Here is a 16148-nt window from a genome sequence, read left to right as displayed (position 1 = left end):
AAATAAAGGGAGCCACTGTGCTCCCAAATAATATGTTAAAGAAATACTTGAAACAAGTGAATATCTACATGCCTTCCAAACTTAAATCCAACCTCTTTCATTACTCCAATTAACTCAAATCCATGCTTTTTATGTAGATGTATGCTGGTGTGGTTGTCACCTGCTATTCTAGCTAGTATTGTATGAAGGTTTACTAGCCTTCCATGTTTTATTGCTTTTTCCATAAGCCTACTCCCTATTTTTTGCCCTTGCATATTTTCATCTACGTACATAGATAACTCCGCTGTGTTACGATATCCTCCTTTTGGTGACCATTTACTAAGGCTCAGCCACCCTAACACTTTATCAGTTGAGTTAACAGCTACAAATACGGGATAGGTATTGTCATGCTCATAAAACCATTCTATCTGTTTTTCTATGCTTTTAGCTTCTGTATCAAGAGTTCCTACGGTAGTTAAAACAGCTTGATTATAAATTCTGTTAATTGCAGTTACATCTTCTTTAGTGGCTAATCTAATTAACAACAATAATCACAACCTTTTTATTTAGATTCGTAATTAGGGCCATATAAATGGCATTATAAACGTGAAGAGGTGAGGAAATGCTAAATTCCTTTTATTTTACCATTTCTATCGAGCTAATAACAGGTTTTTTTGCATTATTAGTTAGCATAAAAGTTATTGGTAAAAGGCAAGTCTCCCAAATAACTCCATTTGACTTTATATCTGCAATTGTTTTAGGAGAGATTGTTGGAAACGCGATCTACGACCAACAAACCAATGCTTATCATTTAATTTTTGGAGTTTCTTTATGGACTATATTAATTTATACCATTGAAAAGTTATCACAGAAGTTTCAAAACCACAGAAAAAAAATTCAAGGTTCTCCCACTTTTTTAATTAAAAAGGGGAACATAGACTTTAACCAGCTTAGTAAGGAAAAATTAGATTTTAACGAACTTCTTAGTTTGCTACGAGAACGTGACGTTTTTTCTGTCCAAGAGGTTGAGTATGCTATTTTAGAAACCAGCGGTGAGGTTACGGTAATCAAAAAGTCCCTATACAACCAACCTACTAATCAAGATTTAGGAGTAGATGTTGCTAAAACATCGTTAAATCTTCCGGTAATTTTAGATGGGGAAATAGCAACAGATAACCTCGACATATTGGGATACGATGAAACATGGCTTAAAAACAAGTTGACAGCTGAAAACGTAGATAACTACCGGGATATTCTTTATGCAGAATGGAGCGAAGAAAAAGGTCTATATGTTCAGTTTAGAAAAGAAAGTTTAGCTTAGTCACCTAATGATACAAGAACCTTAAATGATTTTTTATAAGCATAATGAACAAAGTTTATAAAGGTAGTTTGCAATAAATTTATTTGAATTATATAATGTTTATAGATTAGTCTAAAAATAAGGAGGGGTTTACTTGTATAATTCAGTAAACATCACAAAAGATATTTGTTGGGTCGGAGTGAATGATAGGCAGTCAAGAGTTTTTGAAAATCTCTGGCCGTTAGATCATGGAGTTGCTCATAACTCGTACCTTATTGTTGATGATAAGGTAGCGCTAGTTGACACTGCCGCAGAGGGACAAGCTGGTGATTTTTTTAGAAAAGTAGAGTCGATAATAGGCACAGAAAAAGAAGTTGACTATTTAATAGTTAATCATATGGAGCCGGACCACTCGGGATTAATGAAGGCTTTGTTAGACCGAAACCCGGATATGAAAATCGTAGGAAATAAAAAAACTTTTGGTTTAATTGAAAGTTTTTATGGAATTACTTCTAATCTAGTAGAAGTAAAAGAAGGAGACGAAATTCAACTTGGAAAACATACCTTAAAGTTTTTTATGACTCCCATGGTTCACTGGCCTGAAACTATGGTTACCTATGAAACACACACAAAGGCTCTTTTTTCCGGTGATGCTTTTGGAAGTTTTGGATCTTTAGATGGTGGAATATTCGATGACGAGGTTAATTTGTCATTTTTTGAAGAAGAAATGAGAAGGTATTATTCAAATATTGTAGGAAAATATGGAGCACCGGTTCAAAGAGCTATCAATAAGCTAAGTTCGCTAGACATCAATTATATATGCTCAACCCACGGCCCCATCTGGAGAACAGAGCCTAGTAGAGTTATTTCTCTTTATGATAAGTGGAGCAAACAAGAGGGCGAAGAAGGGGCTGTAATCGTCTATGGAACTATGTACGGAAATACAGCTAAAATGGCTGAACTGATTGCTCAGAGCTTATCCGAACAAGGAATTAAAAACATCAAGCTCTATGACAGCTCAAAAACACACATCTCTTATATTCTCAGAGATATATGGAAATACAATGGCCTTATTATAGGAAGTTGTGCCTACAACACTAATTTATTCCCACCAATCGAGGCTCTTACAGAAAAACTAAAGCATGTTGGCCTTAAAAATAAAAGTTTAGGTATTTTTGGAACATATAGCTGGAGTGGTGGCGGCGTAAACAACTTACAAAAGTTTGCTGATGAGGTAAAGATAAGCCCAGTTGCAGAGCCAGTGGAAGCAAAATGCGCAACTTGTGATAGCGATATAAATGGTTTAAAAAACCTAGCCCAAAAAATGGCTGAAAGTTTAAAGTCAGATAAATAATATGTGAGCCTGGCACAATTTAAGTGCTGGGCTTATTTTGTCTTGTATATTAACTCAAGCTTTAGTATAAACCTATGATTTAACATTTGATTAAAGGAATGTTCTAAGTAGTCTCGAATATGTGTAAAAAGGGTCTTTAACAAGATGGGAGGGCTTAATAATGAATAATAATGAACCGGTAATTAAAATCAGGGGTTTATCTAAAACTTTTGGCTTAAAGACGGTGCTTAAAGGAATTGATTTAGATGTATATGCTGGGCAAATCATAGGGTATATAGGTCCTAATGGAGCGGGAAAAAGCACAACCGTCAAAATACTTTTAGGAGTTATCGACCAGTATCATGGGAGCATAGAAGTACTTGGAGAAAATATCGCTACTAACAACGGTAGTTACAAGTATAAGGTGGGGTATGTTCCCGAGTCAGGCGAAATCTATGATTCCCTAACCGCTGAGGAATATCTTGCTTTTATAGGAGAACTATACGGTATGGATACACAGCATGTTGAAGAAAAAGTCTTAGCCCTTATGAGCATTTTTGGCATAGAAGGGTCGTATCACGCAAGAATTTCATCTTTTTCTAAGGGCATGCGGCAAAAACTTTTAATTATCGCCAGCTTAATGCATAATCCAGATATTATTTTCTTTGATGAGCCTTTAAATGGTCTAGACGCTAATAGTGTAATTGTCTTTAAGGAAATTATGTTATCCCTTGCCAAAGAAGGTAAAACCATTTTTTATTCCTCTCACATAATGGAAGTTGTGGAGAAAATAAGTAATAGAATTGTTTTAATAAACAATGGCGAAATAATTGCTGATGGTACCTTTGATCAGTTAAAGGAACTGAGTAAGAAAGGATCGCTAGAGGGCGTTTTTAACCAACTAACAGGCTTTGACAAACATAATGAAGTTGCTGAGCAGTTTGTAAGCGTTATTAAAGAGGTGTAACGCTATGAAAAATTTTCTTGTATTAAAGCTTTTAGAAAAGTTTAGGTTTCTGTTTAAATTAACAGGAGTAAATTTTTACACTATGCTTAGCATACTAAAGGTAAAGCTAACAATGGATCAACGGAGAGTGCCAACACTGATGGCAGCTCAAGAGCCAAAGGAAGGTAATTATTTTTTAAAATCTTTGTTGCCCTATTTTATTATAGGAATGTTTATGGTCTTTTTCATTTTTTTGCCAACACCTATATTTTTCACTATGAACTTAGTTTACGGGTTAACTTTGTTTATGCTTATAACAACAATGATTTCAGACTTTTCTTCAGTTCTTTTGGATGTTACAGAAAAAGATATTCTGCTTTCTAAGCCTGTGGATCACAAGACTTTGAATTTGGCTAAGATAATGCATATATTAATCTATTTACTTACACTGTTACTAGTTATGTGCGGTCCTATAATGATAGCGGGTACAGTAAGGTATGGCTTTGTTTTTTTAAGTATCTTCTTTGTACAATTGTTCTTTATAGCTGGATTTTCTATTTTTATAACATCAGTTCTTTACTTTTTAATCTTAAGATTTTTTAACAGCGAAAGGTTAAAGGATATAATTAACTACTTTCAGATTGGCTTTTCTGTAGCTATGGTAGTTGGCTTTCAGCTTATAGGAAGGGCGTATGATTTTGTTGACATAGAGGCCATGTTTACAGTTAATTGGTATAATTTTTTAATACCTACAGCCTGGTATAGCGCACCCTACGCTCTTTTATTTGATGACAAAACAGATTTAAGCTTTATCTGGCTTTCTGTTTTAGGTGTATTTTCTTCTATACTTTTTATTTTTACTTATATTAAGTTTGTGGCTCCTTATTTTGAGAAGAATCTCTCTAAGTTAAATGATAATAGCGGCACTAAAAAAATCAGTGTTTTTACAAGGATTTTTAAGAGGTGGGCTAGTTTAATATGTATAAACAAAACTGAAAAAGTCTTTTATATTTTCACCAAAAGATTGATAGGAGGGGAACGAAACTTCAAACTTAGGATGTATCCCAACCTAGCATTAGGAGCTTTTTTCCCTTTAATTTTTTTGCTTAATAATGTGATAGGTGGAGAATCTATTAGAGAAGGTATTCAGGCTATGAAAGGTGGAAATTACTTTCTGTACATGTACTTTTCAATAATATTGTTTAGCAGTTCTTTATCTCTTTTAGCAACCAGTGATAGTTATAAAGCTGCTTGGATGTACAGGGTTATCCCTACAGGTCCTATGGCCTATATTCATAGCGGTGCTGTTAAATCTTTAATCATTCAATATATTCTACCAGCATTTATGATAGCTAGCTCCTTCTTTATACTGGTTATTGGGGCTTCTTCTATCTTAAACCTCCTGTTAATTTTCTTAAATACTGTATTTATCATTTTGGTTTTATTCAACATTTCAGATAAACACATGCCCTTTACTTTGAAATTCCAAGATGTAAAAACTAATCAGACCATGCAAGTTCTTACAACCATAGGTACAACTTTAGTACTTTTGCTTATACACTTAATAAGTTTGCATTTTAAGTACAGTGTGATGGCTTATATTCTGTTAATGGTAGCTGTGAATAAAGTATATTGGAAAAAGACCTTTGATCCCGAAAAGTTTTTTGGCTAAGCTGACTACTTAAATTAGCCTAAGGGTTGCTAGTTTATAGGATATATATTATAATTTAAAGTTGTTGTGAAAAAGTTTATAATCAAATTGTATAGAATATTTTATATATTAGAAAGGATAGATGAAATGAAACTAGGAATCGTTGGACTACCAAATGTAGGCAAAAGCACTCTATTTAATGCCATAACGGAAGCAGGAGCAGAGTCAGCTAACTACCCTTTTTGCACTATCGAACCAAATGTTGGGGTTGTAGCTGTCCCAGACAGTCGTTTAGACAAACTGGCTGAGATCTATAAATCAGAAAAAACTGTGCCAACTGCTATAGAATTTTTTGATATCGCTGGCCTTGTTAAAGGAGCCAGCAAAGGTGAAGGTTTAGGTAACAAGTTTTTAGCTAACATTCGTGAAGTGGAAGCCATTGTTCATGTAGTAAGATGTTTCGACGATGGAAATGTGGTTCATGTTGATGGTAGTGTTAACCCTATTAGGGATATCGAAACTATTAATTTAGAGTTAATTTTCTCAGATATAGAAATGCTTGAAAGAAGAATGGAGAAAACAAGAAAGCAGGCAAAAGCCGATAAAGCTGCTGCCCATGAAGTTAAAGTTATTGAACAAGTGGTTCAAGTGCTAGAAGAAGGTAAATCTGCAAGAACGCTAGATCTATCAAAGGAAGATGCTGACCTTGTCAAAAGCTTCAACTTACTTAGCTCAAAGCCCATTATATATGTGGCTAATGTATCTGAAGATGATTTAGCTGATGACGGAGTAAATAATGGAAATGTTGCTCAAGTTAGAGATTTTGCCTCCACAGAAGATGCTGAAGTTATTGTAATTAGTGCGCAAATAGAGCAAGAGATAGCCCAGCTTGATTGTGAGGAACGCCAAGAGTTTTTAAGCGATTTAGGTTTAGAGCACTCAGGACTTGATAAGCTTATCCACGCTAGCTACAGTTTACTCGGCCTAATTAGCTTTTTAACTGCTGGTCCTATGGAGTCAAGGGCTTGGACAATCAAAAAAGGAACAGCTGCACCTCAAGCAGCCGGTAAAATTCACACAGACATAGAAAGAGGATTTATAAGGGCTGAAGTAATTGCCTTTGATGATTTAATGGCTCATGGAGGCAGTATGACCACGGCTAAAGAAAAAGGACTTGTTCGCGTAGAAGGCAAAGATTATATCATGAAAGATGGAGATGTAGTGTTATTTAGGTTTAACGTATAATAAAAGGAACACCTAAGGGAGCGTATGCCCTTTAGGTGTTCTTTTTGTGTAAAGCGAAAACTTCAAGCTTTTTTAAAATGGAAAAACAATGGGAATCACTATCATGGAAATAATAAAGGTGAGTAGCTGCAGCGGCCATCCTGCTTTAAAATAGTCTTTAAAACTATATCCCGCCGGGCCTAAAACAATAGTGTTAGGTGGTGTGGCTATGGGAGTTAAAAAGCAGCATGAGGCCCCTATCGCAATAGCCATAACAAATGGATAAGGACTAACCTGTAACGATTCAGCTACGGTGATTCCGATAGGGGCAAATACAGCAGCAGTTGCTGTATTTGACATAAAGTTAGTAAGTACAGCTGTAGCTAAAAAAAATAGCATTAGCACTATATAAGGGGTTTCAGATACATTAACTAACGTATCTGCTATTAAGTCAGCTGCACCGGTTACCTCGATAGCCTGACTCATCGAAAGCATACCTGCAAATAGAAAAACTGTAGTCCAACTAATACTTTGAAATGCCTCTTCCATAGTTAAGCACCCTGTTATTACAGTTAACATGGCACCGAGCATAGCGGCTACTTGGAAATCAACTATTCCTGTAGCCATGGAAATTATCACAAAAGCGAATATTATTATAGCTACCCACATTTTTTCCGTCCTTAGTTCTTCTTTTCCTTTTGGATTTGGACTTTCTTCCTCAACATCTCCTGTTGGCAGTAATTTATATCCAATAAGTACCATGTAGGCTATACCAATTACAAATAGAAATATCCCGACCTTGGCAAACTCGAAAAATCCAAGTTCCATATATTTCTCTGATTCATAGAGAACACTATTTACGATACCATTTGGCGGTGTTCCTATAACCGTTAGTGTACCCCCTAAGCTAGAGGCAAAAGCCATAGGCATTAACATCATTTTAGGGCTAGTGCCAGAGCTTAAACAAACTGCGATAACAACTGGGACAAAAACTGCTGTAGAACCTGTATTACTGAGAAGTGCCGACATTATACCTAGTACTACCATAACTAAAAGCATTAGCTTAAATTTACTTTTGCCTGCCATTTCTACAGTCATATTTCCTATGACACTTGCAAACCCAGTTTTAAACATCGCGCCACTTATAATGAACATTCCCATAAATACAACTACCCACCTATCACCAAAGTACGAAAAGGCGTCTGCTGGCTCTAAAATGCCTGTTAAGCTTAAAGCTATAGGCACTAACATAGCTGTTACAGGCAGAGGTAGCTTTTCAGTAAAAAACAAATAAATTGCTATAGCTAAAATTATCAAGGCTGTATATTCTTCAGGTAACATCATTCTATTTCCCTCCTAAGATATAATACAAACCATTTATCAAGTTTAACTTCAATCAGTGGGTCTTGCTCCACTGTTTGTAAGTTAAACTAAGGGCTTTACTGGCTGTTGACACCACATACAGTTTATGAGCTGTTTTGAAGTTTCTTACAGCCAGTTAACCTACGATAAACAAAAGCGTTTAACACAATTTATATTATGGTGATAACTAACTGTCAAGTTTTGCTAGCGAAGCTAGTAATAAAAACAATCTCTGGGCTCCCAAAAAGGCATCAGTAGGATCAAACCACTCATCTTCGGTATGTACATTACCTCCTATTCCACCGCCTGAGATTGATATTGCCGGTATCCCCTTACTTATCGGCACATTTGCGTCAGTGCTGCTTGGCTTCTTTAGGCTGGGCTCTATACCCAAAGCTTGAGTAACCTCTTTAGCTGTTTTAATTAACTGAGAATCTTTATCTTGACTACCAGCGGGTCTATCTCCTACTTTTTTAAAGTCCACAGATAGCTTTTGAGTATCGGTATCGATGTCAGAGTTAACTTCGGCAATGGTTTCTTTGACACACCCTATTATCTTATCTTCTAAGCCTGCTAAGCTTTGGGCATCATTCGAACGCATATCTATTAACATCGAAGCTTCAGAGGCAATAGTGTTTACTGTTGTTCCTCCTCTTATAACACCTACATTAAATGTGGTTTTAGGTTCTTTAGAAACCTCAATGTGAGATATTTTAGCAATAGCCCTTCCTAATGCGTGTATTGCGCTGGGCTTGCCAAAGTCATTAAAACTGTGTCCACCCTCAGCCTTAATATTGATTTCATACCTCTTACTTCCTGTAGCACGATATACAATACCATCAATACCCATAGAAGTTCCATCTATAACAACACTATAATCAACACTTTCGTTGTCAAAGAGAAATTTAGCTCCTTTTAAGTCCCCTAATCCTTCTTCACATACATTTGCAGTAAATACTATATCTCCTTTTAACTTAAGGTCAGCGTGCTTAATAGCTCTTATCACAGATAACTGAGCAGCTAGACTGCTAGAATTATCCGATAAGCCTGGGGCATATAGAATACCATCTCTTTCTTTAACTGTAACATCAGTATCTTCTGGAAAAATAGTATCAATATGAGCTAAAGTAATAGTTTTTGGTGTTCCTTCTGTTCCTCTTAACACCCCTTTTACATTTCCCATATCATCTATCTCAGCTTTATCTACACCTGATTCTAGTAGTAGTTGGTAATAGTACTGAGCTCTCTTTTCTTCTTTAAATGTTGGCGAAGGGACCTCACATATTTTTATCTGTTGTTGAAGAGTTTTTTCTTCGTCTAATTTAAGAAACTCTAAACCCTTTTGGATTTTTTTATCTTGAAGTAACTTTTTAGCCATGTGTTGTTGACACCCTTTCTTTTTTGGAAAATTGAGTAAATTGTATATAAAACTAATGACCCGCATATCAACTGCTTATATATACTTCTATGCAAAGTCAGAATATATTAAGTAGGTATGCGAGTCATTACAGAAGCCCTTGCGGGCTATGCTATGTTATATAACCACTAGAACATTAAACTTAGCAAAATAGTTGCCACAACACCTAAAAGACAAGGAATCATGGTTCTTTTAGCTACTTGAACAGGGTTTAGATTAGCAATACCTGCAACGCCGATTATAACGCCAGATATTGGAGATGCGGCTCTCATCATACCTGCAGCAAACTGCATCGGCACAATCAAAGAAACGATTGGAACACCAAGCCCATTTGCAATTGCTGGAGATAGATCTGCAAAAGCAAAAAATGGTGCATTTCCAGATCCTGTTAATAAAGCTGCCGCTCCGATTATAATAGTCATTATTAACATCATAACACCAAAACCTGCGCCTAAACTTTCAGCTCCACTAATAAAGGTGTCGATAAATCCTATTGACATAAGCCCATGTGCAAAAGTTTCAGCTGCAATGATTAACGTAACTATCTTTGCAAATGAATTTCCCATACTATCTAATACTACTTTTAAACTGTTTGCAACTTCACCAGCAGCTATGCCTCTAGCTAGCTGACACATCATTGCTATAAAGATACCTATAATCATAGCAGTAAATACTGGCATTCTTACTGCATCTATTACAAACTCACTAAATACAAGTAGTAGAACTAGCGGCACTAAAGGTAAAAGGAAGTAAGCTAATGGAGCCTTGTTTTCCTCATTTGCATCCTCTTCGTTTGAACCGATAGTTCCAGATTGATTGTTTGTAAGTCCTTCTTTTTTATCAAAGTATTTTTGTACTAAGATGTGTGCAACCGCGACTATTATAGCTACGGGTATGGCTACCATTAATTGGTGTTGAAGGAAGTAAGCAGTTACTGACATTTCAGATGTTTCCGCTGCTAAAACGGCATTTCCTGACGCCGGCCCTAAATCTAGGATAGAAGTTGTACCGATAACAGCTGCAGCAGCTGGTGCGCTAACACCTAACTTTACCAAAATAGGGAACATAATCCCCATCAACAGCAACCCTAAACCAGAAGCACTTGGAATAAAAATGTTTAGAGACTGTCCAATAATATAAGCAACACCTAAAACTATATATGGATTTTTGATTAAACCAAGAGGTTTAGCTCCGATTTCGGCAAGGCGTCTTGCAGCCCCGATGTGTTCCATATATTTTGCAAAACCTGCTACCGCCATAATAAGCAGTCCTAAGCCACCACCTCGGTTGCTGGCTGTTTCAAAAATAGATTCAAAGATATCAAAAAATACAAAACCGGTACTTTCATCAGCAACTGCGGTAGGATCAACTACTGCAGTAATGATTAAAAATGTGATACCAGCTGCAAAAAGAACTGCTTGAGGAAGATAACCCTTTAAAACACCTCTAGCTACTAGAGCAATTACTACAAAACCTATTATAATACTTAGTATTCCTTCCATGAAAAAAACCTCCTGAATGTGTTGGGATTAATATTGCGTTTAATCTAGTCTTATCTCCCCGGATTCCTTATAACCGAGATAACCTATGCATCCCCCCTTAATATTCAAGTAGTTAGTTTAATAATAATTAATAAGGATAGTTATACTATCCTTATTAATTTTAAAACTCTCCCTTTAACTGCTTTAACTCTTTCAAGTAAAAAACTGGGCCGTCCTTACATACGTATTGATCATCGATGTTGCAACGACCACACTTTCCAACTCCACACTTCATCTTGTACTCTAACGTAGTAATAACCTGCTCCTCACTAAATCCTAGCTTTTCAAGAGTCTGAAGCACAAATTTTATCATTATTGGAGGTCCACACGTTATTGCTACTGTGTTTTTAGGGTCTGGGGCTAGCTCTTCTAAATATTGTGGAACAAACCCTACAAAGCCATCCCACCCTGGACTCTCAACATCAACGGCTAGATTAACCTTAAAAGTATCGCTTGGCCAGTTTTTATAGATGTCTCTTTCAAATATCAGATCCTCCGGTGTTCTTGAACCATAAATCAACTGTAAATTTCCATAGTCGTCACGGTTATCTAAAGCGTATTTTATAAGCGACCTTAATGGGGCAAGACCGATGCCACCACCTATAAATAGTAGGTCTTTTCCCTTTATTTCTTCGAATGGAAAATGATTTCCATAAGGCCCTCTTATTCCTAATTGTTGTCCTTCTTCAATCTGGTGTAGTATATCCGTAACTTTACCAGTCTTTTTTATACTAAAATCTAAATAGTCCCTTTTTGGCGGAGAGCTTATGGAAAAAATAGCCTCTCCCACCCCAAAAAGTGAGAGCATGGCACATTGGCCAGGAAGGTGATTTATGTCTTTTTCTGGTTTTACTCGAAAGGTTTTTACGTCTTTACTTTCTTCGATTATCTCTATCACTTCACCATTTACTGGTACTAGTGGATTATTTTCCATTGTTTTGCCCTCCAATCTTTTGTAACACTGTGTTTAACGAAATGCCTACAGGACAATTTTTTGCGCAACGTCCACACCCTACACACGCTAACGGTCCCTGCTGCTTGACAAAATAATTTAGCTTATGAAAAAATCTGTTTTTTATACGGTCTGCTTTGGTAGGTCTAGGGTTATGTCCGCCCGCCATATTGGTGAAATCAGAAAACATGCATGAATCCCAAGATCTATACCTTACGCCTTCACCTTTGCGAGAATAATCGTTGATGTCATAGCAATGACATGTTGGACAATAATAGGTGCAAATTCCACAACCTAAGCAACGCATTGCTAGGTCTTCCCAAATATCGGAGTCGTACAGCTCTTCCATTTTATCTTTTATTGCTTCAGGACAAAGCTTCTCAATTTCTTCTTTATCTTCAATAAGGTTTGGAGAGTTATCTACTTTTTGAAGGCCGTCAAGCTCAGCTAACCTTTCAATTAACTTTGTTCCCTTTTCACTAACACCCTTTAAATAAATTCCGTCTGATTTCTCTTCAGTTTTTTCACTTTCAATTAAAAGAATGTCAGAAAGCTTAGGCTCAGATTTGTCAACACCAAACTCTTCGCACATGCAGTTAGGACCTTTGCTAGTACAAATTGATGTTATAAAAATTGTTTGTTCCCTTTTTTGCTTATAAAAAGTATCGACTGGCTCTTGTAAGAACACCTTATCAATCATGTCAAGGCTTTCTACATCACACGGCTTACCACCTATCACTATTGTAGGTTCTGGTTGTTGTGAGTGAACTGTAAAATCTACTTTGTCGTGATTTCTTCTAAACTTAAGATAAACTTCTGAGTTAGGGAATAGAAATGACTTTATAGAATATAATGGTGGCTCATTCTTAGATAAAATCTCCCCTACAGTTAGTAGTTCATCTTGTTCTATCTGCTCTAAAGGCAGAAAAGTTTCGGTGTCATCTTGTTTGACTGGACAATATATTTGATAATCATCAGTTAACTCTTTTAAAACTTCCAAAAGCTTAGGAACACTCTGACATTTAACCACTGTATTCATTATTTCTCCTCCTTTTCGAAGGGGTCTGGGTCATCTGCCTTTGCAAACGATAAAGGTGCAGGCTGCTCATCAACACCTGGCAAGTAACTACCATAAAACTTATTAAGCTCTTTTATAAGCTTTTGGTTTAGAAGATGAAGAGGAATATTTTCTGGACACACCCTAGAACACTGACCACATCCTACACACCTATCTGAGATATGAAATGCTCTAATAACATGGTAAAACTGATGCTGAGCTAACTGGCTTGTATCGCTATCTAAATAGCTAGGGTTTTCTCTATCAAACAGACATACCCTGCAGGTGCAGACCGGACAAGCATTACGGCAGCTATAGCAACGCTTACATCTGTTTAATTGCTTTTTCCAGTACTCAAACCTCTGCTTTTCATCCATTTTTTCGATTTGCCCTATTTCCGCAAAACATTCATCAGTAGTCAATTCCTTATTAGTCATTTTGCCGGGCTCGCCTAATATGATATCTACCTCTTCTTTGTGCGGTGTGCTAAATTCACAAGCTAAACAATAAGGCGATAACACATCTTCATAAGGTACTTCTACATTTTCTTTTGAGCTTGAAATTGCTAACTTATCTTCTTTTAGATCTAAGGTGGTTTCGAATAGGGTTGCATCTATTTTCTTTTTAAGCTTGCTTTTTTCTAGTACTCCGCGACATTCAACGCCGATTAAATATAGGTCATCCCTATCTACCCTGCTTTCGTCTAGCATAATTTTTAGCCCACGGTAATCGCATCCTTTTAATACCAAGGCAACTTTTTTTCCACGATACATATCGTCAAGCAGATATTTAGATAACGAGCTATAACTAAAAATATCAAAAATAAGGTTCTCTACATCTTCTTTTTTCTTGGCAGCAAAGGGGACCGATTGATAAGGTTGCTCACCCTTTGCATACCCTAACACTACATCTACTTTTTTAGACTCAAGAAGATCTTCAGCTATTTCTCTTAACTCATTTGTTATATTCCGCATCTTTGATCCCTCACTTTGTCAGCAGGCCCAAGTTTTTTTAGAGTTTCATTAAATTCTTCAACTGTGCTTTTAAACTTTGCTGCTTCATTACCAGAAATCCATTTGACTATAAATCTATCTGGATCCATCCCTAAAAAACTAGTTAAGCTTTGTAGTAGCATCATCCGGCGTCTTGTATGGTAGTTTCCCGTATCATAATGACAATCACCAGGATGACAACCAGCCACCATAACGCCGTCTGCACCATTTTGAAAGGCCCTCATTATCATTTGAACTTCTACACGGCTGGAGCATGGCACACGTATAATGCGTACGTTTTCTGGATATTTAAGTCTGCCGGTGCCTGCAAGGTCAGCCCCTGCATAGCTGCACCAGTTACAACAAAATGCCACAATTTTAGGTTCGAAGTTTTGTTCTATCATAGCGTATCCACCTCCGCCATTATTTGTTTGCTAGTAAACCCGCCTATATCCATTGCACCACTTCTACATAGACCGGCACAGGCACCACAACCTTGACATAGCGCTCTGTTAATAGATGCCACTGGTCGCTTCACTTCTTTTCCTGCTACACGTTCAGTAACGTACTCTCTACTTATCGCCTCATATGGACAAACAGGCTTACATTGCATACAGCCACTACAAATTTCTTCATTTACCATAGCTGTTGTTGGAACGCTTTTTACTTCCCCTTTATTAAACAGTATAATTGCTTTTGCCGACGCTCCACTTGCTTGAGAAACAGCTTCTGGAATATCCTTTGGTCCTTGACAAACACCAGCTAGATAAATGCCTTGTGCCTGAGTTTCAACTGGCTTCAATTTAGGGTGCGCTTCAGAGAAGAATCCATCAGAGTCTGATGATAGACCTAATAGGCCAGCTATTTTTGACGACCCAACCTTTGGCTCGATGCTAGTGGCTAGTACAACAAGGTCAGCTTCTATTTCTACTTGTTCACCTATAGAACTATCATAACCTCTAACTAGCAGCTTGTTATCAGCATCTCCTAGCGGCTCAACTTTTGACACTTGCCCCCTTAGATACTTAGCACCTTTGTGGCGAGCTCTTTCATAAAACTCTTCATATCCTTTACCGCCTGTTCTTACATCAATATTGAACACATAACTTTCTGTTTCTGGAAACTTTTCATTAAGAAGCAGTGTATGCTTAGCAGTGTACAGACAGCATACTTTAGAGCAGTACGCATTACCTTTATTTCTATCTCTAGATCCAACACATTGTACAAAGACGATTTTTTCAGGAGTTTTACCGTTTGAAGGACGTATTACTTTACCAGATGTTGGACCTGAAGCATTTAATTGTCTTTCTAACTCCAAACTGGTGATTACGTCAGGGTGATTTCCATAGTAATATTCAGATAAGTCCTGAGGATCCTTAATATCAAAACCGGTAGCCGCTATAATTGCCCCATATTCGTTTTCTACTATTTCATCTTCTTGATTATAGTCTATAGCTTTTGTGGGACAAATTTTTTCACATAGCCCGCATTTGCCTGTTTTATAGTATATACAATTATCTCTGTCAATTACAGGTTTATTAGGAACAGCTTGTGGGAACAATGTGTAAATAGCTTTTCTTTTGCTGTTTCCTTCATCAAACTCATTAGCTACCTTTTTAGGGCATTTTTCCATGCAGTCTCCACAACCATTGCATATATCTTGTTTAACACTTTTTGCTTTTTGCTTAATTTTCACTTTAAAGTTTCCAACATAACCAGCCACATTCTCTACCTCTGAATAGGTATATAACGTAATATTTTCATGTGTAGCTGCTTCAACCATTTTTGGTGTTAATATACATGCAGAACAATCTAAAGTTGGGAATGTTTTGTCAAACTGCGCCATTCTTCCACCGATTGAGGGCTTTTGCTCCACCAAATCTACAGGGTATCCAGCATCTGCTATATCCAGGGCTGCTTGAATCCCGGCGATACCCCCTCCTATAACTAGGGCTTTTTTATTAACTTTTAATAAATCGGATGTTAATGGAATAGCATGGTACGATTTAGCTACTGCCTTTTTAACAAGCTCAGTAGCTTTTACTGTAGCTTTATCTTTATCGGTGTGCACCCAAGAACATTGTTCTCTAATATTTGCAATCTCAACATAATATGGGTTTAAACCTTTTGACTCTAGTAATTGTTGGAAAGTTGATTCATGCATTCTTGGTGAACATGCTCCAATAACGATTCTATCTAGCTTGTGTTCGTCAATTGCTTTGCTTATATCCGCTTGACCAACTTCTGAGCAAAGATATTGGACATCCTGGGAATATACAACCCTAGGCATTTTTTCAGCTTCTTTCGCTACCTTTTCTACATCCACCATATTCTTAATGTTACTACCACACCAACATATGAATACTCCTACTCTCATTTCGTTGCCTCCTCTAC

The 16148-nt window shown here is 36.9% G+C and carries 14 protein-coding genes; 5 read left to right on the top strand and 9 right to left on the bottom strand.

Annotation, left to right across the window (positions count from 1 at the left end; all coding sequences use genetic code 11):
* Nucleotides 1–35: 35 nt before the first annotated feature.
* Nucleotides 36–527, bottom strand: a complete 492-nt coding sequence (locus tag PRVXH_RS03845; protein ID WP_353893994.1) for an N-acetyltransferase family protein — start codon at nucleotides 525–527, stop codon at nucleotides 36–38.
* 74 nt (nucleotides 528–601) lie between these two features.
* On the opposite strand from PRVXH_RS03845, the gene PRVXH_RS03840 reads away from it, so the two are divergent.
* The 5 genes from PRVXH_RS03840 to ychF all read left to right on the top strand — a co-directional run bounded on the left by PRVXH_RS03840 (nucleotide 602) and on the right by ychF (nucleotide 6454).
* Entirely contained in the window at nucleotides 602–1300 is a 699-nt protein-coding gene (locus PRVXH_RS03840; RefSeq protein WP_353893993.1) for a DUF421 domain-containing protein, read from the top strand.
* 133 nt (nucleotides 1301–1433) lie between these two features.
* Nucleotides 1434–2633, top strand: a complete 1200-nt coding sequence (locus tag PRVXH_RS03835; RefSeq protein WP_353893992.1) for an FprA family A-type flavoprotein — start codon at nucleotides 1434–1436, stop codon at nucleotides 2631–2633.
* A gap of 157 nt (nucleotides 2634–2790) precedes the next feature.
* Nucleotides 2791–3579 (top strand): ABC transporter ATP-binding protein, encoded by a 789-nt coding sequence (locus PRVXH_RS03830; RefSeq protein ID WP_353894537.1) that lies wholly within the window; start codon nucleotides 2791–2793, stop codon nucleotides 3577–3579.
* A 4-nt stretch (nucleotides 3580–3583) separates the two neighbouring features.
* Nucleotides 3584–5230, top strand: a complete 1647-nt coding sequence (locus tag PRVXH_RS03825; RefSeq protein WP_353893991.1) for a hypothetical protein — start codon at nucleotides 3584–3586, stop codon at nucleotides 5228–5230.
* Between the two features lie 126 nt (nucleotides 5231–5356).
* Nucleotides 5357–6454, top strand: a complete 1098-nt coding sequence (ychF, locus tag PRVXH_RS03820) for a redox-regulated ATPase YchF (protein ID WP_353893990.1) — start codon at nucleotides 5357–5359, stop codon at nucleotides 6452–6454.
* Nucleotides 6455–6526: 72 nt separating this feature from the next.
* On the opposite strand, the gene PRVXH_RS03815 is transcribed toward ychF, so the two are convergent.
* From PRVXH_RS03815 to PRVXH_RS03780, 8 genes are all read right to left on the bottom strand, one after another.
* A complete protein-coding gene (locus PRVXH_RS03815; protein ID WP_353893989.1) occupies nucleotides 6527–7777 on the bottom strand; it encodes an SLC13 family permease in 1251 nt (416 codons plus the stop codon).
* A 205-nt stretch (nucleotides 7778–7982) separates the two neighbouring features.
* Nucleotides 7983–9173, bottom strand: coding sequence for a M20/M25/M40 family metallo-hydrolase (locus tag PRVXH_RS03810; RefSeq protein ID WP_353893988.1), 1191 nt, complete (start codon nucleotides 9171–9173; stop codon nucleotides 7983–7985).
* A 167-nt stretch (nucleotides 9174–9340) separates the two neighbouring features.
* On the bottom strand, nucleotides 9341–10714 hold the full coding sequence (dcuC, locus tag PRVXH_RS03805; protein WP_353893987.1) for a C4-dicarboxylate transporter DcuC: 1374 nt from the start codon (nucleotides 10712–10714) through the stop codon (nucleotides 9341–9343).
* 160 nt (nucleotides 10715–10874) lie between these two features.
* Entirely contained in the window at nucleotides 10875–11687 is an 813-nt protein-coding gene (locus tag PRVXH_RS03800; protein WP_353893986.1) for an FAD/NAD(P)-binding protein, read from the bottom strand.
* A complete protein-coding gene (locus tag PRVXH_RS03795) occupies nucleotides 11677–12744 on the bottom strand; it encodes a 4Fe-4S dicluster domain-containing protein (RefSeq protein WP_353893985.1) in 1068 nt (355 codons plus the stop codon). Before PRVXH_RS03795 ends, PRVXH_RS03800 begins: the two co-directional genes overlap by 11 nt.
* A complete protein-coding gene (locus PRVXH_RS03790; protein WP_353893984.1) occupies nucleotides 12744–13736 on the bottom strand; it encodes a 4Fe-4S dicluster domain-containing protein in 993 nt (330 codons plus the stop codon). The genes PRVXH_RS03795 and PRVXH_RS03790 overlap by 1 nt, the downstream gene beginning before the upstream one ends.
* Entirely contained in the window at nucleotides 13724–14158 is a 435-nt protein-coding gene (locus tag PRVXH_RS03785; RefSeq protein ID WP_353893983.1) for a hydrogenase iron-sulfur subunit, read from the bottom strand. Before PRVXH_RS03785 ends, PRVXH_RS03790 begins: the two co-directional genes overlap by 13 nt.
* On the bottom strand, nucleotides 14155–16131 hold the full coding sequence (locus PRVXH_RS03780) for a CoB--CoM heterodisulfide reductase iron-sulfur subunit A family protein (protein ID WP_353893982.1): 1977 nt from the start codon (nucleotides 16129–16131) through the stop codon (nucleotides 14155–14157). Before PRVXH_RS03780 ends, PRVXH_RS03785 begins: the two co-directional genes overlap by 4 nt.
* Between the last annotated feature and the right edge of the window lie 17 nt (nucleotides 16132–16148).

Origin of the sequence: Proteinivorax hydrogeniformans, from assembly GCF_040515995.1 — a bacterium.
Lineage (GTDB): Bacteria > Bacillota > Proteinivoracia > Proteinivoracales > Proteinivoracaceae > Proteinivorax > Proteinivorax hydrogeniformans.
This window is presented reverse-complemented; position numbering and strand designations above follow the sequence as displayed.